Annotated in this window: 17 protein-coding genes; 16 read left to right on the top strand and 1 reads right to left on the bottom strand. The window is 45.1% G+C overall.

The features are described from left to right. Positions 1 to 145 precede the first annotated feature (145 nt). From P364_RS0113285 to nagA, 7 genes are all read left to right on the top strand, one after another. Positions 146 to 2,044 carry a beta-glucoside-specific PTS transporter subunit IIABC gene (locus P364_RS0113285; RefSeq protein WP_024630600.1) on the top strand — a complete coding sequence of 633 codons (1,899 nt, stop codon included), beginning with the start codon at positions 146 to 148 and terminating at the stop codon, positions 2,042 to 2,044. Between the two features lie 35 nt (positions 2,045 to 2,079). Then, positions 2,080 to 2,919: a BglG family transcription antiterminator LicT gene (gene licT, locus P364_RS0113280; protein WP_024630599.1), complete on the top strand. Its 840-nt coding sequence runs from the start codon at positions 2,080 to 2,082 to the stop codon at positions 2,917 to 2,919. 27 nt (positions 2,920 to 2,946) lie between these two features. Then, positions 2,947 to 4,404, top strand: coding sequence for a glycoside hydrolase family 1 protein (locus tag P364_RS0113275; RefSeq protein ID WP_024630598.1), 1,458 nt, complete (start codon positions 2,947 to 2,949; stop codon positions 4,402 to 4,404). A 631-nt stretch (positions 4,405 to 5,035) separates the two neighbouring features. Then, positions 5,036 to 5,512 (top strand): hypothetical protein, encoded by a 477-nt coding sequence (locus tag P364_RS35310; protein ID WP_052016615.1) that lies wholly within the window; start codon positions 5,036 to 5,038, stop codon positions 5,510 to 5,512. Between the two features lie 219 nt (positions 5,513 to 5,731). Continuing rightward, positions 5,732 to 5,956 (top strand): GNAT family N-acetyltransferase, encoded by a 225-nt coding sequence (locus tag P364_RS38715; protein WP_081717974.1) that lies wholly within the window; start codon positions 5,732 to 5,734, stop codon positions 5,954 to 5,956. A 192-nt stretch (positions 5,957 to 6,148) separates the two neighbouring features. After that, positions 6,149 to 6,934, top strand: a complete 786-nt coding sequence (locus P364_RS0113260; protein ID WP_024630597.1) for a DeoR/GlpR family DNA-binding transcription regulator — start codon at positions 6,149 to 6,151, stop codon at positions 6,932 to 6,934. Positions 6,935 to 6,960: 26 nt separating this feature from the next. Next, positions 6,961 to 8,103 (top strand): N-acetylglucosamine-6-phosphate deacetylase, encoded by a 1,143-nt coding sequence (gene nagA / locus P364_RS0113255; RefSeq protein WP_024630596.1) that lies wholly within the window; start codon positions 6,961 to 6,963, stop codon positions 8,101 to 8,103. Positions 8,104 to 8,447: 344 nt separating this feature from the next. On the opposite strand, the gene P364_RS0113250 is transcribed toward nagA, so the two are convergent. After that, positions 8,448 to 9,287 (bottom strand): AraC family transcriptional regulator, encoded by an 840-nt coding sequence (locus tag P364_RS0113250; RefSeq protein ID WP_024630595.1) that lies wholly within the window; start codon positions 9,285 to 9,287, stop codon positions 8,448 to 8,450. A gap of 281 nt (positions 9,288 to 9,568) precedes the next feature. On the opposite strand from P364_RS0113250, the gene P364_RS0113245 reads away from it, so the two are divergent. From P364_RS0113245 to nth, 9 genes are all read left to right on the top strand, one after another. Then, a complete protein-coding gene (locus tag P364_RS0113245) occupies positions 9,569 to 10,441 on the top strand; it encodes a chitosanase (protein WP_029880974.1) in 873 nt (290 codons plus the stop codon). A gap of 87 nt (positions 10,442 to 10,528) precedes the next feature. Further along, a complete protein-coding gene (locus P364_RS0113240; protein WP_024630593.1) occupies positions 10,529 to 13,117 on the top strand; it encodes a metallophosphoesterase in 2,589 nt (862 codons plus the stop codon). 350 nt (positions 13,118 to 13,467) lie between these two features. Then, positions 13,468 to 14,889: a 3-isopropylmalate dehydratase large subunit gene (gene leuC / locus P364_RS0113235; RefSeq protein WP_024630592.1), complete on the top strand. Its 1,422-nt coding sequence runs from the start codon at positions 13,468 to 13,470 to the stop codon at positions 14,887 to 14,889. A 32-nt stretch (positions 14,890 to 14,921) separates the two neighbouring features. Next, positions 14,922 to 15,539, top strand: a complete 618-nt coding sequence (gene leuD, locus P364_RS0113230) for a 3-isopropylmalate dehydratase small subunit (RefSeq protein ID WP_024630591.1) — start codon at positions 14,922 to 14,924, stop codon at positions 15,537 to 15,539. 274 nt (positions 15,540 to 15,813) lie between these two features. Then, positions 15,814 to 17,220, top strand: a complete 1,407-nt coding sequence (locus P364_RS0113225; protein ID WP_024630590.1) for an N-acetylmuramoyl-L-alanine amidase family protein — start codon at positions 15,814 to 15,816, stop codon at positions 17,218 to 17,220. A 258-nt stretch (positions 17,221 to 17,478) separates the two neighbouring features. Continuing rightward, positions 17,479 to 18,891 (top strand): N-acetylmuramoyl-L-alanine amidase family protein, encoded by a 1,413-nt coding sequence (locus P364_RS0113220; RefSeq protein ID WP_024630589.1) that lies wholly within the window; start codon positions 17,479 to 17,481, stop codon positions 18,889 to 18,891. Between the two features lie 35 nt (positions 18,892 to 18,926). Beyond that, entirely contained in the window at positions 18,927 to 19,610 is a 684-nt protein-coding gene (locus P364_RS0113215; RefSeq protein WP_024630588.1) for a GerMN domain-containing protein, read from the top strand. 72 nt (positions 19,611 to 19,682) lie between these two features. After that, positions 19,683 to 22,421, top strand: coding sequence for an S-layer homology domain-containing protein (locus P364_RS0113210; RefSeq protein WP_024630587.1), 2,739 nt, complete (start codon positions 19,683 to 19,685; stop codon positions 22,419 to 22,421). A 163-nt stretch (positions 22,422 to 22,584) separates the two neighbouring features. Further along, the gene (gene nth, locus P364_RS0113205) at positions 22,585 to 23,280 is read left to right on the top strand and encodes an endonuclease III (protein WP_024630586.1); all 696 of its coding nucleotides are present in this window, start codon (positions 22,585 to 22,587) and stop codon (positions 23,278 to 23,280) included. The last annotated feature ends 3 nt before the right edge of the window (positions 23,281 to 23,283 follow it).

Raw genomic sequence — 23,283 nt, 5'->3', positions numbered from 1 at the left:
TTTCGTATATATAATTGAATAATGTTCATCCAACGATGGCGTGTTACTGTTCGGCAGGCAAGACCTAGATTGGGTGGGAAGAGTCCTTTTCCTACCCTATTTAGGTCTTTTTTTGTTCCCAGCAGAAAAAAGGCGGAGGTGCACCATGAATCACAAGCAATTAGCCCAATCGATTATGGAGCTGGTTGGTGGCAATGATAATATCAACACGGCAATTCATTGCTCCACCAGGCTCAGACTTACTTTGAAGAATCCCGATGTAGCGAAAACGGCCGAAATCAAAAACCTGGATGGCGTCATCGGCGCAGTGAACAGTGGCGGGCAATACCAGGTAATCATCGGCAATGATGTCGGATACGTATACAACGAACTTGCCAAGATGGTGGATACTCAGCAATCCGGTGAGGTTCAGGAAAAGAAAAAAGCAGATTACAGTCCGAAAGGTCTGTTTAATACCTTTGCCAGTGTGATTGCAGGCATTTTCCAGCCGATTATCCCGGCCATTGCAGCTTCAGGAATGCTGAAAGCCTTGTTATTGTTGGCAACGGTGACCGGGCTGATGTCCAAAGAAAGCCAGATGTACACCGTCTTGAGTGTCATGTCGGATGCAGCCTTTTATTTTCTTCCGGTCCTGCTGGCTTATTCCAGTGCCAATAAATTTAAGACCAACCCTTTTGTAGCTGTCCTTTTCGCAGGCATAATGTTACACCCTAACATGATCGGATTGCTTGGCGGTGAAGACCCGGTGTCCTTTATCGGATTACCTGTGGCTTCGGTTCAATATGCAACGTCAGTTGTGCCAATTATTTTAACCGTCTGGTTTATGTCCTATATTGAGCGTTTCGCGGACAAGATCTCCCCGGGACCCGTTAAGATTTTCCTTAAACCATTGATCGTCATTCTTATCGTGGCTCCAGTCGCCTTAATTGCACTTGGTCCACTTGGCATGTACCTTGGTACAGGCATGTCCAACCTCATTTACTGGATTCAGGACAAGATTGGCTGGTTAACTGTCGTGATTATGGCTATATTGATGCCGCTGATTGTGATGTTCGGTATGCACAAAGTGTTTTATCCGATTATTTTTGCAGCACTTGCTTCACCTGGTTACGAGACACTGGTCCTGGTCGCCATGCTGGCATCTAATATGGCGCAGGGAGCTGGAGCGCTGGCGGTATCGTTCAAAACCAAGGATGTGAAGCTTAAACAAGTCGCACTGTCTGCGGGCATCTCCGGGGTATTTGGAATCACGGAACCAGCTTTGTACGGAGTACATTTAAGACTCAAGAAAACACTTTTTGCGTGTATGATCGGTGCAGGTATCGGGGGCTTGTTCGCAGGTATCGTGAGTCTCAAGGCGTATGCCGCTGTGGGGCCGGGGATTGCATCCATGCCCATGTTTATCAGTGAAGACAACATGAACATTATCTATGCGATTATTACCATGCTGATTTCCGCTAGTATTGCGTTTATAGCTGTGTATGTTATCGGATTTCAGGATGTTGTTCCCGCAGCAGTTCTCGCAACAGAGTCTTCAATAGCTTCAGGGGAAAAAAAGCATGAGATCAAGCCTTCCAACGGAATCAAATCGAAAAAAATGGTGTTTTCTCCACTGGAAGGTACAATTCTTCCCTTAAGAGAAGTGAAGGATGAGGCTTTTTCCCAAGAGGCAATGGGACAAGGTATGGCGATTCAGCCAAGCATAGGCAAAGTGTTTGCCCCGTTTGACGGAACTGTTGAGACGGTATTCCGCACCAAACATTCCATTGGGTTAAAGTCTGTGGATGGGGTGGAGCTTCTGATTCATGTAGGACTGGATACTGTTAAATTGAAAGGTCAGCATTTTGATGTGAAAGTAAACGAAAGAGAACCAATCTCCCATGGTCAACTCCTGATGGAGTTTGATCTTGCAGCAATACAAGCCGCAGGTTATGACACCACGACTCCCGTAATTGTGACCAACTCCTCGGATTATCTGGAGGTACTGGGTAATGAATCATCACCAATAACGGGACCGGAAAAACCATTAATTACGGTGTTATAACCGCTGAAATATGAATGAGAGGCAGGCAGCCCGATATGGAAGTCGTAAAAATACTGAACTCGAGCGTTGTTCTCGCCAAACGTGGCGAGGACGATAAGGAAATTATTGTGATGGGCAAGGGCATCGGCTTCAAGAGCAAATCTGGAGATGTCGTGAATGAAAACGAGATTGAGAAGGTGTATGTACTTGAAAATGAAACCATCTCTTCGGATCTCACTGCGCTGATGAAGGAAACGCCAAAAGAATATCTGATTCTGGCTGACGAAATCATATCCTACGCCAAACATACGTTGTCCCGACATCTGAGCGACCATCTCTACGTCTCGTTAACGGATCACTTGTATATGGCGACTAAACGGTTCAAGGAAAGTATGACCATCCAGAATCGCATGCTGTGGGAAGTAAAGAAGTTCTATCCACAGGAATTCAGCATTGGCATGCAGGGCCTGTCTCTCATTCACACTCAACTTGGTCTCTCCTTGCCTGAAGAGGAAGCGGCGAATATCGCCTTTCATCTCGTCAACGCCCAGCAGAATGATGACAATATGAATCAGGTCATGCTGATGACGGGTACGGTTAAGGATGTACTCAATATTATTAAAATTCATTATCAGGTGGAGCTGGATACACACAGCATTAACTATTCACGCTTTTTAACCCATTTGCAGTTCTTTATCCAGCGGCTGTTTGAACATAAAACGTTAAATACGCAAGATCATGAGCTGTTTGATCAGATTGCAAACAAGTACCCGCAGGAAGAAGCATGTGTGCTGCTGATCAAGGATTACATTGAAGCCCGATTCGAACATACCATCTCTAGCGAAGAGATGATGTATCTTATCATTCATATCAATCGGGTGATGAGTCGCAATTAAGTAAGAACCAGTAAGGAGGAATACACAATGACAAATACAACGAGAACGTTCCCGGAAGGTTTTTTATGGGGAGGAGCCATTGCAGCCAATCAGGCGGAAGGCGCCTGGAATGTCGATGGCAAGGGTCTGTCTACAGCGGATATCGCCATGTATCGAAAAGGTGTGGCAAAGAGTGAGTACAAAAAGCATAATGCGATTACAGAAAAGCAGATTCAGGAAGCGATGGAATCGACGTCGGACAGCGAATATCCGAAACGCAGAGGCATTGATTTCTACCATCGTTATGAGGAAGATTTGGCGCTGTTTGGGGAAATGGGACTGAAAACATTGCGTTTGTCCATTGCATGGACACGAATCTTCCCGAATGGGAATGAAACGCAGCCCAACGAGGCGGGTTTACAGTTTTATGATCGTGTCATTGATGGCATGTTAAAGCAGGGCATTGAACCGCTGATTACGTTGTCTCATTATGAGATGCCGATGTATCTGGTCAATCATCATGGGGGATGGACGGATCGCAAAGTGGTCGATTATTTTGTTCACTTTTGCCAAACGGTGTTCAAACGATATAAAGATAAAGTGAAATATTGGATTACCTTTAATGAGATTGACAGCATCGTTCGTCATCCGTTTACGAGTGGTGGTATTGTTCCAAATCGTATTGACAACGTGGAACAAGCTGTATATCAGGCGCTGCATCATCAATTTGTGGCCAGTAGCCTGGCGGTGAAATATTGTCATGAGATCATTCCCGGTTCTCAGATCGGATGCATGCTTACCAAGTTGACGACATATGCCCATACGTGTAATCCCGAAGATGTATTGGTGGCTTCCAGGGACAATCAGTTCAATCTCATGTTCACGGATGTTCAAGTCCGTGGGGCGTATCCATACTTTACGAAGAGATTGTTTGCCGAAAAAGGGATCGTACTGGATATGCTGGAAGGTGACGAGGAGATTCTGAAAGTGCACACGGTGGACTTTATTTCATTCAGTTATTATATGTCGCTTGTATCGAGTGTCGACGGGGACAGACTGGAGCAGGTGAGCGGTAACACCACGGGGGGTGTAAAGAACCCTTATCTGAACACCAATGACTGGGGCTGGCAGATTGATCCGGTAGGCCTGCGTATTTCCCTGAACGAGCTGTATAGTCGCTATGGAGTGCCATTATTTATTGTTGAAAATGGGATCGGAGCCGTCGATACGATTGAAGAAGACGGCAGCATTCAGGATGATTACCGGATCGATTATTTCCGTTCCCATATGGAGCAGATGCATGAAGCTATTCTCGATGGGGTCGAATTGATGGGTTACACCAGTTGGGGCATTATTGATCTGATTAGTTATTCCTCCTCCGAGATGGAAAAAAGATATGGCTTTATCTACGTCGATCAGGACAATGACGGTAACGGAACGTTGGAGAGAAAACGCAAGAAGAGCTTCTACTGGTACAAAGAGGTAATTACAAATAACGGTCTGTAGAATATGTGTAGTCAAAAATGATTGTAAGACTGAGCAGGATAGAAGACGTGATTGTTTAACCCATAATGAAGATATGGCAGCTCAGGTTTCAGGGCTGCTTTTTTCTATTTTGCGCGTCTAGCCAAGCTAGACACAACTAACCGGTGAAAGTCTGGTCGAGGTAAGAGCCAAGTCGCCTCGTAGCTGACGGGCAACTGGTGGAGAAATTCTAAGGTTGAAGCCCCGTGACAAAGTAACTTCCACGGAAGTGCGAGCAAATCTACAGGCAATACCATGAAGTGAATCCTGCCGCATCGTCAAAAAGAACCTTTTTTTAGGACAAGAGAGAGCCGATTCTCGGAAATATGGGCGAAGGCCATGGAACGCGTGAAGCCCTTGGAAGTGCAGCGCAAAAAAACTCTCCGGTGTATGGGGAACGGCATGTGGAGAAAGTTGGGTCTGGAACTAGGGAGACCCTCCCCCGCACGATGTTTTTTTTCGTAAAGAGTGAACCTATAAGCCCGAAAGGTGAAGTGGAGAGCTGCGGGAAGGGAGTCGGAGGGGGACATAGTACCGTGGAAATGAGGACAACACAACCTCATGGAGGGAAGGACCCCTGCTTTTGTTCACGTACCGAAGGAGGTAAGAGTCAGTGAATGCCCAAAAGGCTAACTACACCAAAGTCAAAGCTCAACAACTTCAAAACGTACTATACCTGGCGGCCAAGGAATATCCGAGACGTCGGTTTCATGCGCTTTATGACAAGGTTTACCGAGAAGATATTCTTTGGGAAGCATGGAAACAGGTCAAGGCGAGTGGTGGCAGTGGTGGCGTCGATGGAGTGACGCTGGACACCATCGTTCAGGAATACGGAGCCGAGCGCTTCGTGGAAGAACTGGGGAACAAGCTGAGAAGCGGAACCTATCGTTCCCAGCCTGCGAGACGGAAAGAGATTCCGAAACCGGATGGCAAGAAGCGTCCGCTCGGCATCCCTGTCATCGCAGACCGGGTGATACAAATGGCTGCCAAGATGGTGATGGAACCCATCTTCGAAGCAGACTATCGGCTATCTCAAATTCTGCTTCTGCGTAAATTAATATACCTGTCCAGCAAATCAAAGACTCTATGATGTCTTACTCTCCCGTTGATTATCATCAACTTTTAGAAAAATCCTTACAAGATATTGAATCTGAAATCGAGCAATTCATTGTTCTTAAACACTTTATTCAGAAAACGCTTAAGGAACACAATGAAATGCAAAGTAATGCAGGCTCAAATTATCAAATTAAAACTTTGGATACTCGACATATGAAGAAGTGGACTGAATTCAAAGAAGAAGAACAAATAAATGCAAGAAATCTTTATGAAAAAAGGGTTCAACTACCCAACTTATTTGAATCGGATCTACATTATTTATATGACATGCCGAAACCAAGGCACTGGCCAGCTTGTTCTTAGTTGGGCTCAAGATTTCATTTATAATCATCCGGAGTTTGAGCAATTGACTTTACATGTGTCAGACAAGAATAAAGGTGCAATTCATTTGTATCAAAAGGCTGGGTTTTTGTATTGAAAAATCAAAAAAATTTTCTTAGCAGTAAATCTTAACTTATGAAGACGTTAACGGATGTAAATTCATCTGGCTAACGTCTTTTTTTATTGAACGGTTAGGAATAAATACTTGAACTAACTTAAGATTTACTTATAATTACTTGCAAAAACTAAAAATCACACTTATAATTACTTAAAAGGAGGTGCAAGTATTGTGTATCAAGAGGAAAGATTGTTAAAAATACTCGAATACTTGAAACAACACCAATCGATGAGTGTTACAGATATATGTACGCTGTTTGAAGTATCAAGGGATACTGCACGAAGGGATATTGTTAGATTAGTACAAGAAGGTGTTGTGATTCGAACTCATGGGGGGCTATCGTTACCTGAGTTACAGAAAGAAATGCTGTCTTATCAGGATCGTTTGATTGATGAATCCGAGAGTAAGAAAAAAATAGGGAAGTTTGGGGCAAAACTTATCCAAGATCATGAGACTGTGATTTTAGACGTATCAACCACGGTGCAATTTGTAGCGGAACAAATTAGCGCAAAAAATTGCACGGTGGTCACGCACTCGATTGATAACGTAGGGATCTTGTCCAATCGAGAGGATCTTCAAATCTATATTCTCGGTGGTTACTTGAATGTAAAGCACCGCTTTTTATATGGCTCTTCCATTATCGATAAACTAAGTGAAATTCGTGCTGATAAAGCCTTCATTGGAGCATCGGCGATCCGGTCTGATGGACTCTATTATCCATATGAAGAAGATGCCCGGGTAAAGAAAGAAATGGCCAGAAGATCTGATCAGGTTATCGTAGTAGCCGATCACACAAAATTTATTGGCAAATCTATTCATCGGCTGGACTTTGATTTCGTTGACATTTTAGTCACAAATCTGGAACTCCCGAGTGAGATCAGAGAAGTTCTGGATCAGAAGAACATCACTGTTATTGAGTGTCAGGAAGAAAATGAAGAGGTTCAAAAGCAAGACTGATAACCATAGGGAAGAGGAGGGTTTTTATGTATTATATTTTGCATAATGTACAAATGGCACTTCGCAACCGTATCGTTCCATCAGCCAATGTGTGGATTTCTGAAGGGAAAATCATGAGGATAGACACAGGTGATCTTCCTACGCTAGAAGGAGAGTATGAACGGATTGATGGGAGAGGACATTTGCTAGTACCTGGAATGATAGATGTTCATATCCACGGTGCCAATGGCTTTGATATGATGGACGGTACTGAAGAGAGTATTCAAGAAGTTTCACGCCAATGTGCTTCAACGGGGTGTACCTCATTTCTGGCTACATCTGTTAGTTCTACGATGGAGGATCTTCTGGAAATGATTCGTAGTGTCAAGCGTGTAATAGGACAAGAAGTGGGAGCAAGGATCGCAGGGATTCACTTAGAGGGACCGTATCTGAACCCGAAGCGAAAAGGAATGCAGAATGAAAAGTATTTGCGGCATCCCAACATAGAAGAAATGAAGATCATTTTCCAGGAAGCAGGGTCACTCATTAAGATGGTTACTATTGCTCCCGAGCTGCCGGGAGGAATGGACTTGATTTCCTTTTTGAAAGAACAGGGAGTAGTTATAGCGATCGCTCATTCGGATGCCACATATGAGGAAGCCAAACAAGCCTTTACATCAGGTGCGAGTCATGTCACGCATTGTTTTAATGGCATGCGGCCGATCCATCATCGAGATCCGGGTCTGATCGTGGCTGCTTTTGAAGAGAAACATGTAAGTCTTCAAGCTATTGTGGATAATGTCCATCTGCATCCTGCTATTATTCGACTGATGCATAACCTGAAAGGACCGGAAGGAATGGTCTTGATCACAGATGCTTTACAAGCAATGGGTATGGGCGATGGGAATTATCTATTTGGAGGCCATCATGTCACGGTATCGGGTGGCATTGCAAGACTGGAGGATGGAACACTGGCCTCCAGTACAGTTACCATGAATGAAGCCTTACGTTATACTGTCGAAACCGGAATTCCCTTGATAGATGCCGTACAGATGGCTTCAACTACGCCGGCCAATATTCTTGGATTTCAACAAAAGGGGGAAATTTCCTCTGGTTTCGATGCTGACCTGGTCCTATTGGATGATGAATTTCAGGTTCTCTGGACGATGGTGGGTGGTCAAATTCTATAAATCACTATTATTTGCGATTCCACAGCGAAAGCCGTGTATAACTGCCTTGAATCAAAAGAATGAAGCACGTAATAAGGAGAAGAATGGCTACCAATAATGCACCGTCATATACCGAACGGTACGTACGGTGGTGTGAGAGGTAGGGGGCTTGACGCCCCCTCCTACTCGATTATGGGTATTTTTCAAAAGGTATCCATAATGGCGAATGAGTATATGAGGTAATCTTACTAACCGGAATGTTAATATTTTATCGTTATACTATGTCGGCAGGGTACGATACTATAGACGGGGAGAGATTGGGCATTTTATTTTCTCTAATGATTGGTATTCCAGTGATTTTGCTATTAAGACTTAAATTGTTTGCGGAAGCAAAGCGGCGAGATGCCCATCATTAATTTGAAGGTTCGTCCGAAATGGGAGGTGTTATCAAACCCAACCATTCCCGCAATTTCAGTTACATTAAAAGAAGAGCCAACCAGCAAATCACGCGCTTCTTTAATACGGATGTTATTAATATATTCAATGAAGCTGAACCCGGTGGATTCTTTAAAGGTTCGGCAAAGGTAGGAAGAGCTTATATCGAATTGCCGTGAAATCTCACAGAGCTTAAGCGGTTCCATATAATGTTGATTTACATAATTAACGATGTCCAGGACTTTCTTGTGTGCACGATTGGATTCCACCAATGGAGCTGTAAGGCTGTCAAACAGTTTACGATTAAGATTGATGAGCAACTCCACCAATAAAATTTGTTGGTACTGTTCATAGCCGCGGGCTTGCTTCTGCTCCTCCTGGATCATCTTCTGAAAAAGCTGTTCAATGAAATACTGATCCTTCCCGGTCATCTTCAAAGCGCGGTAATCACTTTTGAACAATTCGAGCAGTTCCTCACATTGACCTTCGGTGCACAAATACTGCAGGAATTCTTTCTTGAATAGCAGTGTAACCCGTTCATACATATTGCAGCCGGAATTAACCAGCTTGTGCCTTTCGTGAATATCCATAAATAGCAGTGTCCCACCCGCAACCTGGTATGTTCTGTCCCCTATAAAGTAATAAAAATCTCCTGATATTAAATACAGAATCTCATAAGCATCATGATAGTGGCTTGAAGGCATGCTGGTATATATCTGTTTCTTACGGCTGATGTCAAAAAGAGTAGATTCATAAAATATCGGCTTCATTTAACACCTCCTAAGAGGATTGTAGACTTGAATAACAGCATGTAGCAATATATGTATAAAAATTTAATAATTACAAGAGAATACGTGCTGTTCAGACAAACTTTTTGAGATAAGCTTGAAAAGAATTTACCATGTGTTGGAAAAAGGAGGGGTGTCATACTCAGATGTTTGAGGATAAGGTTCATAAGGTTCCCTGCTGCCAAAAGTTAAAGCGCTTATACTATTAAAATAAGGGAGAGATTGCGGTGCTTAATTCAACGAATAATAAGGTTTATAAGAAGATGAAATTTTCATTGTTGATCCTGCTCAGCTTTTCAATTATTTTTTCTTATAGCTCTCTGTCCAATGCCTCTCAACAGATAAGTTATGCGGCAGGGAACCCTGATTCTAATTTCTCACCGTCAACACTTCAATTCTTGCGTGTCAACACAGGGCTGGATGGTGAGCAGTGGAACAATATTATGATGCTTGTCAATAAACCGGAGCAGGACGATCTGAACTGGACCAAGTTTTACGGATATTGTGAAGATATTGATGATGACCGCGGTTATACGATTGGAATATTTGGTGCGACTACAGGCGGCTCAAATGACACCGGTCCTGACGGTCCAGATCTGTTCAAGGAATATGACGCTGCCAAAGGCGCGAGTAATCCTTCGGTTAATGGCGCCCTGGCCCGGATCGGTGTCAAGGGTTCGATGAAAGGGAAAATACTCGAAATCAATGAAAGCGAAAAGAGTTTCTGCAAAAAGATCGGCAATTTGCAAAATGATCCCGAGTGGAGAGAGGCTATGTGGAAAACGTTCTACAATGTCTATATTAAGTACAGTGTCGATCAGGCCCGCAAACGAGGCTTTAACTCGGCATTAACGATTGGTTCCTTTGTGGACGCAGCGCTGAACCATGGAGCGACAGGCGGCTCCGAGACCCTACAAGGGCTTTTGGGTAAATCAGGAGGCAGCACGGATGAGAAGACTTTCATGACCAAATTCTATAAGGAACGGACCAAGATTGTGGATACGAATGACTACAACTCTCCTCCTAACGGGAAGAATCGTGTAAAGCAGTGGAGCAATTTGCTGAATATGGGTGAGACAGACCTGAAGAACGCAGATTCGGCAGTACGTCAAGTTACCGACTGGGAACTCAAGTAACAGGAATGCAAGGGTAGCAGAACCGCCGTTCTTCTCGGTAGCGGCGGTTCGATGAAAGTGAGTTTAATGAAGAGGGAGATGGGCCGAATGGATAAAAACCAATCTTATCTCAAAAACAGATTTTCCAAGGTGATCAGTCTAATGGTTATAGGTATGCTGCTTGCGATGGAGTTGACCGGTTTTGTCTCAGCAGGAAGGGAAGGAAATGAGGAAAATCTTGCAAGCGAAGCAGCTGCAGTTCAGGAAACGATTGCCCAGTGGATTTTTAAAGACAAAGGTGAGAACGGAATATTTCCGGCTACCGGCGGGGTATATCAGACAGCTTCATCCATTCGTGATGTAGGAACAAATACAGATGCATACACCTATGAGTCAGGTGAGAACAGTGTACGCAACCAGGGCTGGCATGAAGGAACGGGCGTTAAATACTGGCTTGCCACGCTCTCAACCAAAGGCTTCGAAGGTATCTTCCTCTCTTCACAGCAAACTTCTTCAAGTACGGGACCCAGGGATTTTAATGTACAATACAGCACGAATCAGCAGGAATGGACAGATGTTATGGGCGGTAAACTGGTTCTTGCCCAGAACAATTTTAATTGTGCCAATAATTCCTGCAAATTAACGAACCTCGCTTTGCCTGCGGGAACAAACAATCAAGATGTACTCTATATCCGCTGGGTGGTAGACCCTGTGAAAAGCGTAAGCGGAGGAACGGTATCCAGCTCAGGCTCAAGCAGAATCAAGGATGTAGTCATTAAAGGAACACGCAGCAGTGGCGAACCTGGGGACACTCCCACACTTGAGGTAAGCAAAACTCCCGCTTCAGGAGCTTCAGATGTTTCTCTTAACGCAGAGATCACAATAAAGTTTAATAAAGCGATCAGTCTCAACAGTGGTTATCAAGTTGTAATCACGGAAAACAGTGCGCCTCTTAACAACATCTCAGCCTCGCTCCTCGATCAAGATACGATTAAAGTCAGCCACCCTAATTTTACTGCCGGCAAAACTTACAAGGTGACCATCCCTAAAGAGCTTCTTAAGGGGACAATGGACGGCCGGACACCCGACAACGATATTACCTGGAGCTTTAAGACAAAGTCTCAGGACACCGGCAACAAAACACCAACGCTGCTGAACATGACTTTTAATGGGGATCCAAAGACAAGTATCGCCTTTGACTGGTATACAGCCGAAACCGTTAGAGGTACAGTAGTGCAAGTGGTAGAGGCTTCCAATGCGGGAGGAAGCGAGTTCCCGGAACAACTGGCGACTTCCTATGAGGGAAGCTCAACAGTTATTGAAACCTTAATGACGTCAGGAGACAGAAGTTCCAAGAAGTATAAAAAGTTCGCCAGTCATAAGGTTATCGCAAGCCGTCTCAAGCCTGGAACCAAGTATATGTACCGGGCTGGTAACGGTGATGCGGACGGCTGGAGCGAGACAGGTTCTTTTACTACGGACAATGCGAATAATCAGGATTTCCATTTCCTCTATGTAACCGACACCCAAGGCTCCAGCAAGTCGAATTTCGATCTGTGGCAGGATACTTTTAAGAGAGCTATTGAGAAAACAGTAGATCCCAAGTTTGTTCTTCTTACAGGGGATCTAACGGATGACGGTGATCTGGAGCAGCTGTGGCAGTGGTTCTTGGGTGTGCCGAAAAAAGAATTTGCCAATGTGCCATTTGCGCCGATCATCGGCAATCATGAGATAGAGGATTATCCGAACAATAACTTCTATAACCATTTTAATCTTCCAAAAGATGTCGGAACGGGTGCGCATGACGGGTCGGTGTATGCTTTCGAATACGGCGATGCCTTGTTCATGCAAATCAATTCCCAGTACGAAGGGGAGGTCAAGCCTTACAAAGCGGATATTCAATTCACGAAGCAATTGGAATGGATGCGGAATCAGGTGGCAAAGACCGACAAGAAGTGGAAATTCGTCTCTATGCATAAGGGAGCTTATTCTTCAGGGGATAATGCTTCAGCAGAAAGTGAACGGGTAGAATTTTACCGAAAATATCTGATTCCTGTATTTGATGAGCTGGGTGTGGATATGGTGTTTGAGGGACATGACCATATGTATATGAGGTCTTTTCAAATGCTGAACAACGTTCCAATTAAGAATGTCATTACCGATGAGCAGGGAAATGTGCTGAATCCCAAAGGCACTGTATATCTAATGGGTAACTCGGCCGCTTCGAAATTCTATGCTCTTAATCCAGACGCAGACACGTTTTTTGCAGCAAAAAACGATCAGCCCAACAAGAAAATGTTTGTGGATGTTTCCATTACAAGCGATGTGCTGAAATTTACATCCTACACAGCAGTTAAAGATAAACCCCTTGCCGTATATGATGCTTACAGTATTAAACGGACTGACGTCAAACCTGGCACAGTTCAAAATGCAAGCGCAGTAAAACAGTCAGCGAACCGTGCAGTTCTTTCGTGGAAAGCGCCGGCAAATAGTTCTGAGCCGGTACGAGGTTACCGGATTTACGAGAAGAATGATAAAGTCAGCACGAATTGGAGCGTGTATGTACCGGCTGTAAGCGGTCAGACGAGTTACAGCTATACATTAAACGGCATCGATTCTTCCAAAGCCTACAATTTCGTTATCAAAGCAGTGGGGACAAGAAGTAATTCGCTTCCAGCAGAGGCAGGAATGCAATGAATGGATAGATATGGGGAATACGCACGTATGGAACAGGCGAGATGTAGTCATGGTAGCCCTGGTAACAGGGCTGCTTTTTTCTATTTTGCATAAAAAGCGTTGACAGCGACGAAGCTGGACCGTAGTATAAGACTTATATGATAATGATAATTGTTATCAATTGAAACCTCTGCGTATAGCTATGGTTTATTTGCTTTTGCCTCATTATAGGTTAAACCTATTACATCTATAGATATTATATCTTGGAACAATGAAGGACAGGGTGATATATTTATGTCATTCAAGAGCTTCACTTTTAGAGGAACAACGTAGGCTCTTCCAAGGACCGAACTTATGATGAGGTGAAAATGATGAGTAAAAAAACGATGTTTGAGAAAATTTGGGAAAATCACGTGATTCATCAGGAAGAAGGCAAACCAAGCATTTTGTACATCGATCTGCATCTGGTGCATGAAGTAACATCGCCACAGGCGTTTGAAGGTCTGCGTCTGAGCGGTCGTAAAGTCCGTCGCCCTGAACTTACGTTTGCAACAATGGATCACAACGTTCCAACGAAGGATCGCTTCAACATTACGGATCCAATCTCCAAACAACAAATCGACACACTTTCACAAAACTGCCGTGACTTCGGCGTAAAACTGTATGATCTGGATACCATCGATCAAGGTGTTGTACACGTTATGGGACCTGAACTGGGCCTGACTCATCCAGGTAAAACAATTGTATGTGGTGACAGCCACACATCTACACATGGTGCATTTGGTGCACTCGCATTCGGTATCGGTACGAGTGAAGTAGAGCATGTTATGGCAACCCAATGTTTACAGCAAGCCAAAGCCAAAACAATGGAAGTTCGTTTTGTCGGCAAACGTAACCCGGGTGTAACCGCGAAGGATATGATTCTCGCAGTCATCGCCAAATACGGTACAGACTTTGCTACTGGATATGTTATTGAATATACGGGTGAATCGATCCGTGAACTGAGCATGGAAGAGCGTATGACCGTCTGCAACATGTCCATTGAAGGTGGAGCAAGAGCGGGTATGATTGCTCCGGATGAAACCACATTTGAATATCTGCGTGGACGTGAATACGTACCTGCCGATGGCAAATTCGATGAAGCGGTTGCTGCCTGGAAAGAGCTTGTAACTGACGAAGGTGCTGAATTCGACCGTATCGTTGAAATCGATGTGGAATCATTAATTCCGCAAGTAACTTGGGGTACTAGCCCAGGAATGGGAACCGACATTTCTTCGAAAGTTCCTGTCCCGGCTGAACTGCCAACAGAAAACGAACGTAAAGCAGCTGAAAAAGCGCTTGAATATATGGGCTTGGAACCTGGAACACCGATCTCCGAAATTCCGGTTGATTATGTATTTATCGGTTCATGCACCAATGGACGGATTGAAGATCTGCGTGCTGCTGCACAGGTAGCTAAAGGCCACACCGTATCCAGTAACGTTACAGCGATCGTTGTTCCAGGCTCGGGACGTGTTAAAATTCAGGCCGAAAAAGAAGGTCTGGATAAAATCTTCACAGAGGCTGGATTTGAATGGCGTGATGCAGGGTGCAGTATGTGTCTGGCAATGAACCCGGATGTATTGAAACCAGGACAACGTTGTGCTTCGACTTCCAACCGTAACTTCGAAGGACGTCAGGGACGCGGAGGACGGACTCACCTCGTATCTCCTGCAATGGCGGCAGCAGCAGCGGTTAAGGGACACTTCGTAGACGTACGTGACTGGAATTTCAAAACGGAAGCAGCTATCTAACAAAGGAACGGATTGAAGGGAGAACGAATGATATGGATGAATTCAAAACACTGCAAGGCATCGTTGCACCGGTAGACCGGGTCAATGTAGATACAGATGCAATCATTCCGAAACAATTTTTGAAACGGATCGAACGGACCGGATTTGGACAATTTTTGTTCTACGAATGGCGTTTTGACGAAGAGGGCAACAACAACCCTTCCTTCGAAATGAATAAACCTCGCTACGAAGGTGCATCTATTCTGATCTCACGCGCTAACTTTGGCTGTGGATCTTCCCGTGAGCATGCTCCATGGGCGATTATGGATTACGGATTCCGTTGCGTAATTGCACCTTCCTATGCCGATATCTTCTATAATAACTGCTTCAAGAACGGGATCTTGCCGATCAAGCTGTCCGAAGAGCAGGTAGAAGATCTGTTCCAGCGTACAGCGACTCATGAAGGCTATGAGATGAATGTGAATCTGGAAAACAAAACGATTACAGATGCTTACGGGCTGCATATTGATTTTGATCTGGATGAGCATCGTCGTCAATTCCTGTTGCAAGGACTGGACGATATTGGTCTCACACTTCAACATGATGACGAAATAGCAGCTTACGAACAACGCCATGCGGCTAAATTGTTTGGACAAACGGCCTCAGTCTAATCTTTCATCTGTACTTCGTATATCAAACCTCCAATCGTGCAGGGAACTTCACCGTTCCTTGGCTCGAATTGGAGGTTTTTTTGCATTTACAACGATGCAATTCTGTCTTCGAATTGCAGGGTATTCCGACTAAATATGACAACGTTGTAACCGGATGGAGTGACAATATCTGATAAACTGATTAGTAGATTATGGAAGGGTAGATAGAGTCGAGTGCTGCATCACAGCGAATCAGATCGAAGGTTCAAAAGACAAACAGAATGGTGGTTGATGTATGAAGAAATGGTCGGCAGCAGTCTTTGTTTTTCTGTTCCTGTGTTTATTTCCTGTCATGGCAAATGCCGATTCGTCTCCCTCGATTGTGCTGGACGGTGTGACCATTAATCAACAGTCAGGAGCTCCGGCCGAGAATATTGGCAAAACCGTGATGGTGCCCATCCGAATCGTCTCTGAAAACCTCGGTTATCAGGTGAAATGGGAGAAAGCCACCCAGACCGTTCGTATTCTCAAAGGCAACAGCAATATCCAGATGACTGCAGGTGAAGATGCTGCCACGGTAAATGGAAATCGGGTAACTCTCGATTCACCGCCTCTTATTAAACAGGGAACTACACTGGTTCCGTTACGATTTGTCGGTGAGGGCATGGGTCTGCGTGTGGGATGGGACAATGGAACCAAGACCGTAAGCCTAGCCAGCATCCCTCCTGTAGCAGATACGGAAAGTGAAATTGATCCCGTGGAAGCTCCTGAGCCGGATGGTCTGTCTGAGCTTCAAAGCATCAGCTTCGGCGGAGATCGTTTGATCCTGGCGACGAATGGGAGAATCACACCGAAGATTTCCAGTCTAAGCGGACCCGATCGGATCATCGTAGATCTGCCTGACACCACATTTGCCAAGGAGTTCATCCAGGGACAGGCTACCAATCCGGATGGCAGCGGAACTCTTTTGGTTACGGATTCATCACTGGTTTCCAAGGTGCGATATGCAGTGTTTAGTCAAACGCCTTCAACGGTACGTGTGGTCCTCGATCTGAGTCAGGTGGCGACCGCCAAATGGTCACTGGGCGAGAACAACGTGTTGCTTGTTGATCTTGCACTGAGTAATGGAGAATTAACCAGTCAGCCTGCTTTGCCAACCAATGATGGCAAAAAGGTCGTGATTATTGATCCGGGACATGGTGGACGACAGTCGGGGGCCGTCAGTGTGACAGGCGCCTATGAGAAGGACTTTAATTTGGCTGTGGGACTCAAAGTTCAGGCACTTCTACAACAGCATGCGGAGATTCAGACGGTAATTACAAGGCAGGATGACACGGAATTATCCCTGCAGCAACGTGTGGATATCGCTCAACTGAATCAGGCGGATATTTTTGTGTCGATCCATGGAAACAAGTTTACAACCCCTGTTCCCAATGGAATTGAAACGTTGTACAGTCGTAAAGAGAGTAAGGATTTGGCCGACATTTTGCACAAGCATGTGTTGCCGATTACGGGATTTAAGGATCGGGGAGTCAAAACGGCAAGTCTGCATGTAACCCGTGAAACAACGATGCCGGCGGTTCTGCTTGAACTCGGATTTCTGAGTAATCCTGCGGATGAAGCATTGATGCTGACCGAAGAGTATCAGAACAAATGTGCACAGGCCATCGTAGACGGAATTGTTGAATATTTGGGTCTTTAATAAAGGTTGTGCGCAAATATGAAGGTCAGGGTAGTCCGTTGTTTCGAGATGCATAATTGATAAATAAGGAAAAATACAGACAATAAAATGTAGAAAAAGCTTGATTTGACAACGTTTTTTTTCTGTTATGTTGGAATATATTCGCAACTTTTGAGAGTACAGGGCGTCTAATAGGTGTCTGGTAATGCCTCAGTGGTCAGTCGGAGCTGAAGGTGCACAACATGCGGCAAAAAAATATGAGAATGGTAGGGGTGAAGGATGAAGAAGTTCGGTTTTTTGGTACTGTTATTTGTCTTTGGGCTCGTTTTCCCGGGCTATAGTCATGCAGCAGCAGATACGCACATTATCCTAGATGGGAAAGAAATTGTGCAGCCTTCGGATGCCAAGGCGGAAATCATCAATAGCAAAGTGATGGTTCCGATTCGGGTTATTTCGGAGAGCCTGGGATATGGTGTGGACTGGAAACAGGCAACAAGCACCGTGACTATTAGCAAAGACCACACTGCCATGCAGATGATTGTTGGACAGAAGACGGCAACGGTGAACGGCAGTAACGTGAACCTGGATGCCCCGCCACTCGTGAAAAATGGAACCACACTTGTGCCTTTAAGGTTCATTGGTGAGCAAATGGGTCTTAAGGTGGGTTGGAACAATACAACGAAGACGGTAACATTAGTTACCCAGAATTCAGGTTCCGGAAACGGGACAACTACTCCTCCGAACTCTGGTAATGATGGTGGAGGATCGGATCAGGATGGTCTTGTACTGGTGAACGGCATCAGCTTCAGTGACAACCGCTTTTTGATTGCAACAAGCGGAAATACGAAGCCGAACGTCTTCACGATGACAGGACCGGATCGAATCGTTATAGACTTGCCAAATACCGCATTCGCTGATTCTTTTAGTGAAGGACAAGCTTTGGACAGCAACCAGAATGGACAGCTTGTAGTGAGTGGATATCCGGATGTGTCGAAGATTCGTTATTCCCTGTACAGCAATAGTCCTTCGACCCTTCGTTTTGTCATTGATCTGAGTAATGCCAAAGGTTATGACGTGCAAAGTGACTCTGGTCTGGTTATGATTGATCTGAACAAAGAAGGCACTACAACGCCGCAGCCTCCTGTTGGAAACAACGGCAAAAAAGTTGTTGTTGTAGACGCTGGACACGGTGATCAGGATCCAGGAGCCATCGGTGTAACCGGCAAGAAGGAAAAAGACTTCAATCTGGCAATGGCTCTGAAAGTGGAAGCATTGCTGAAAAAAGAATCCAACATTGACGTTGTGCTGACGCGCAGCGATGATACATTTTTGGCTTTGAGTGAACGAGTAAAGATTGCAGAAAAATTGAAGGCGGATATCTTTATTTCCATTCATGCGAACAGCGGGTCTGCAGCGGCAAACGGTGTGGAGACGTATTACACCCGTTCAAATAGCAAGGCATTGGCTACGGTGATGCACAAGTACCTTCTGCAATCATCTGGCCTGAAGGACCGCGGAGTAAAAACGGCAAGTCTCCACGTAACCCGTGAAACAACGATGCCGGCAGTTTTGCTGGAAGCCGGTTTCCTGAGCAACAAAAGTGATGAAGCGGCATTGTTCACTGAAAGTTTCCAGAACAGTGTAGCCAAAGGGATTGTTGCAGGGATCAAGGAGTATCTGGGAATTAAATAAGGGTTCAACCCTTATGATCAGGAGGCGGAGTTAGAATGAACAAAAAATTATGGATTGCAGCGCTGCTGGTAACGGTGATGACAGTTGCTGCTGGATGTGGAAGCAAGCCAACAGCAGCTCCAGCTCCAAATCAGACTCAAGGTGCGGGGGCAGAGAATAATGCGTCTGACGATCAGAATAAGACGGATGTTACTGATCCCGTGACAGTGGCACCGGAGGATACAACGACAACGACACCGGATACTACAGAAGGTAGTACGGAGGGCACAACGACTCCATCGGGTGGAACTACTTCAGAGAAACCTGGAACTTCCGAAAGCAATGAGAAGAAGACCATTGATGTGTACTACACAGATCTGGAAGAGTTGGAATTGCATAAAGCATCGGCAGAACTTTCTTACGCTTCGGATGAAGCCAAGTACAAGGCTGCATTTGCAGCGCTGCAACAAAGCAAGGACGACAAACTCGTTCCCCTTTGGGCGAAAGAAATTGAATTGAAATCGGTTCAGTTCAAAGACGGTGCGCTTACTCTGGATATCCATATGCCGGACACAGCACGTCTTGGCGCAGGTGGCGAAGTGTTTGCCATCGATGCTTTGAAGCAAACGTTCTTCCAGTTTGATGAAGTCAAATCACTGGATTTGCTGGTAGACGGCAAGCAATCGGAGAGTTTGATGGGCCATGTGGATCTTGAGCATCCAATGACACGATCCGAATAGGTTGTACAGCATGTTGTTTTACCGTGAATCTGCGGAATATCGGCCGTTTTACATGAGAGAGGGGAATCATAGGTGACTTTTAAATATAATAATCCATCACACTCTAAAAAAGTAGTTTCAGCCGTGCTTGCAGGCATGATGGCCCTTAGCGCCGGCGGAGCAGCCATGGCAGCAGAATCAACAGATACGGGGCAGGGTCAGACTGCAACTGCAAGCAATACAGCTGCACCAACCGGTTTGTTCAGTGATATCAAGGTTGGATACTGGGCTGAGAAACATGTGTACAAGCTGGCCTATCAAGGCATTCTTCTCGGTAACAACGGCCTGTTCCGTCCGGGAGACGCGGTAACGCAGCAGGAAGCTGTGACGATGGCGATCCGTTTTATGAATAAGGAGAACCAGTTGAACGACAGCACGGCTACGGCATTACCGACAAATATGGAAGTGGGAAACTATTTCAAGCCATATGTCGCTTTGGCGCTTCAACTGGGACTAATTGATAAAACCGAAGAATCTACAGTGGATGTGTCCAAAACATCCTGGGGACAAAAACCGGCATCACGTGAATGGATTACGAAATTGCTGATCCGTTCGCTGAACAAAGATGCTGAAGCGAAGGCGCAAAACAATCAATCTACCGGATTTGCGGATAATGATAGCATTTCCGAAAGTGGCAAAGGGTACATCAATCTGGCTGTAAGCCTGGACCTTGCCAAAGGTGTAGATGGCAACAAATTTAATCCAACCGGCTCTGTAACTCGTGCTCAACTCGCAACATTCTTCAGCCGTGGCGAAACGTTAACGGATACGAAGTATCCGAACACATCCACAGGTTATGTTACTGGGTTAAAAGATGGGCAGATCACGTTGGTGGTAGACGGAAAAGCCGTCAACTTTGCAGTGAACAGCAGTACGCCTTACTTTACAAAAGACAGTGAATCCCGTGCGTCGTCTGCGGATGTGAAGCTGTATACAAAAGTTCAGGTTGTAGGCACTACCGGTACGGCTTCTTATGTGGAAGTGGTTGATGCTACACCGCAGGTGGAAAGCGTTGAAGGTACGTTTGCTCGTTCATTGTCAGGTAATAAAATTGGCTTGTTTGTAGGCGAGAATTACGAAACATACGGCTACGATGAGGCAACGGCATTTATCGATCAAAACGGAAATACAATTAAACTGTCTGATATTACAACAGACAGCACCATTGAAGTACAGCGTGAGACGTTCTCGGCTGACAAAAAGACAGTCGTTATTCGTGTGAAGTCCGGTATTGTCAACAAAAGTGATAGTGGTGTCGTTGCTGAAATAACAACTTCTGCCAAAACCATTAAGCTTACCAATGCAGCCGGAACCACTGAGCAATACACCTATAACGATAATCTGATCATTCGTTATCAGGACCGAATCCTTTCCCTGGCTGATCTCAAAGCGGGAAGTGCCGTGAAATATACGGTGAAAGACAGCATCCTGCAAACGATGGAATTGTCGCAAGGTGTAGAGCAGTCTTTACGCGGTACACTGGTGGAGATCGGTGGTAACCAATCCACACTGACGTTTAAACGTGAAGGTGGATCGCTGGAAGCGAAGCTGCTGGCAGAAAAGCCGGAAGTGGTCATTAACGGAATTCAGGATGCAACGCTGAATGATCTGATTACAGACGCAACCAATGGAGATCAGGTTGAGCTTACGTTAAATTCTGAAGATCGTGTGACACGCATTCAAGTGATCGGACGTCAGATGGAGCCTATGAACGGGGTTTCTGTTGTATCCTACAACAGCAAAACAAAAGTATTGACGGTTCTCGACAGCAATAAAAAACCGTTTGTGTTCACGCTGGATGACAAAACGAAGCTGGACTACAACACATCGAAGCCAACACTTGCTGGATTGGAGTCTTTGTTGAATGATGGTCGCAAATTGGATCTGACGTATGTGGGAACTCGTGCGCTATCTGTTAAAGTGATCTACAAATACGAAGGTACAATCAGTAGTATCGATACTTCGGGCAAAAAAATCAGTTTGTTGTCTGGAAGCCAAACGATCACTGTGCCGTACTCTACGGTTCCAACGATTGAGATCTACAACAAATCTGGAGCAAGTCTGAGTGACTTGAAGATCGGTGATAGTGTCACAGTTACGCTGGGTTCGAATCAGGACTATGTGCAAAAAGTGGCTTTGAACACCGTTGCTCAATTTGAAGTAGTCTCTGTAGAGACGAATGGTCGCGTTCGTGTAAAATCGGATTCGCTGACAAGTCAGTTTTATGTTGATCAAGCGGTGCTGACAGGAGAGAGCGGTCAGACTATTACGGCATCACAGTTGACAGTGGGCAACTTGATTAACGTAACATTTGAGGGAACTACACCTAAAGTAGTTCAGGTGGTTAAACGCACGCTTGCAGAGGTGACATCTGTCGATGCTTCGTCAGTCACACTGAAGCTGTTTAACGGTCAGAGTGAGACGGTTCCTGTTAGCGGGGCTGTAAAAGTGGTCAAATCGGGATCTACGTTAACCACGCTGGGCAGCCTTACCGTAGGTGATCGTGTTGAAATGACGAAAGATACGGACAATTCGACTCGTTTCAGAGTGTTAACGGTTATGGGCAAGCAGTTCTGGTCTTACGATGGAGTCGGTAATCAGATTTTGGTTAAACGCGAGTCTACTTCGGACACGAATTATCGTTTTGCACTGGGTACAGGTGCATTTGTTCACCAGGGTGACAACACTTTAAGCGTGCAATCTCTCAAAGATAATGATAATATTGTATTGTATCTCCTGAACAACGTTGTTTTGGAGATCCAAAAACAGTAATCGTTTCTTTTCGAGGATCAAAAGAATGACCGTCTTGATGCGGGATCTTTCCCGTATCAGGACGTTTTTTTTGCAAGATTTTTGGGGTCCCTGCAAAGTACTCGAAAGAAGCTTCGAAGTAAGGCTCCACCGCGTGGGGTCATTTTGTGGGAGGTAGCTCTTCATGAATGCAGCCACTGTTAGGCATATACTCGATACAATGGAAGCGATGTTTCCTGATGCACATTGCGAATTAAATCACAGCAATGCGTTTGAACTGACTGTAGCCGTCCTGTTGTCTGCCCAGTGCACCGACGAAACGGTAAACAAGGTAACCGCAGACTTGTTCCAAAAGTACACCAGCCCTGCCGATTATCTGGCTGTCCCTCTTGAAGAGTTGGAACAGGATATCCGGCGTATCGGCTTGTACCGAAACAAGGCCAAGCATATTCAGAACATGTGCCGAATTTTAATAGAGCAGTATGGCGGTGATGTACCGCAGGAACATGATCAGCTTGTGACGCTCCCTGGTGTTGGGCGGAAAACTGCAAATGTTGTGGTATCCAATGCATTTGGAGTTCCGGCAATTGCGGTGGATACGCATGTTGAACGTGTATCCAAAAGGCTGGCACTGGCAGGTTGGGATGACTCCGTACTTGAAGTCGAGAAAAAACTGATGAAGCGCGTACCCCGGGATGAGTGGACTTTAACTCATCATCGGATCATATTTTTTGGACGCTACCATTGCAAGGCACAAAACCCTCAATGTCATATCTGTCCGTTGCTGGACATATGCAGGGAAGGGAAAAAGCGTATGAAAACGTCCCAAATCAGGAAAGATAAGGAACGTGCCACAACCCCAAAACGAAAAATAAATTAATGA

It is taken from the genome of Paenibacillus sp. MAEPY2 (genome assembly GCF_000499205.1).
GTDB lineage: Bacteria > Bacillota > Bacilli > Paenibacillales > Paenibacillaceae > Paenibacillus > Paenibacillus vandeheii.
Note: the sequence above shows the minus strand (reverse complement) of the source record. Positions and strands in the feature narration are given on the sequence as shown.

Excerpts from the sequence above, each read along its gene's own strand:
- P364_RS0113215 (WP_024630588.1), top strand. The coding sequence starts at position 18,927 with ATGAACAAAAAATTATGGATTGCAGCGCTGCTGGTAACGGTGATGACA.
- leuC (WP_024630592.1), top strand. The coding sequence starts at position 13,468 with ATGAGTAAAAAAACGATGTTTGAGAAAATTTGGGAAAATCACGTGATT.
- P364_RS38715 (WP_081717974.1), top strand. The coding sequence starts at position 5,732 with ATGCAAGAAATCTTTATGAAAAAAGGGTTCAACTACCCAACTTATTTG.
- nagA (WP_024630596.1), top strand. The coding sequence starts at position 6,961 with ATGTATTATATTTTGCATAATGTACAAATGGCACTTCGCAACCGTATC.
- P364_RS0113250 (WP_024630595.1), bottom strand. The coding sequence starts at position 9,287 with ATGAAGCCGATATTTTATGAATCTACTCTTTTTGACATCAGCCGTAAG.
- P364_RS0113245 (WP_029880974.1), top strand. The coding sequence starts at position 9,569 with ATGAAATTTTCATTGTTGATCCTGCTCAGCTTTTCAATTATTTTTTCT.
- nth (WP_024630586.1), top strand. The coding sequence starts at position 22,585 with ATGAATGCAGCCACTGTTAGGCATATACTCGATACAATGGAAGCGATG.
- P364_RS0113225 (WP_024630590.1), top strand. The coding sequence starts at position 15,814 with ATGAAGAAATGGTCGGCAGCAGTCTTTGTTTTTCTGTTCCTGTGTTTA.
- P364_RS0113285 (WP_024630600.1), top strand. The coding sequence starts at position 146 with ATGAATCACAAGCAATTAGCCCAATCGATTATGGAGCTGGTTGGTGGC.
- P364_RS0113275 (WP_024630598.1), top strand. The coding sequence starts at position 2,947 with ATGACAAATACAACGAGAACGTTCCCGGAAGGTTTTTTATGGGGAGGA.
- P364_RS0113220 (WP_024630589.1), top strand. The coding sequence starts at position 17,479 with ATGAAGAAGTTCGGTTTTTTGGTACTGTTATTTGTCTTTGGGCTCGTT.
- licT (WP_024630599.1), top strand. The coding sequence starts at position 2,080 with ATGGAAGTCGTAAAAATACTGAACTCGAGCGTTGTTCTCGCCAAACGT.
- P364_RS0113240 (WP_024630593.1), top strand. The coding sequence starts at position 10,529 with ATGGATAAAAACCAATCTTATCTCAAAAACAGATTTTCCAAGGTGATC.
- leuD (WP_024630591.1), top strand. The coding sequence starts at position 14,922 with ATGGATGAATTCAAAACACTGCAAGGCATCGTTGCACCGGTAGACCGG.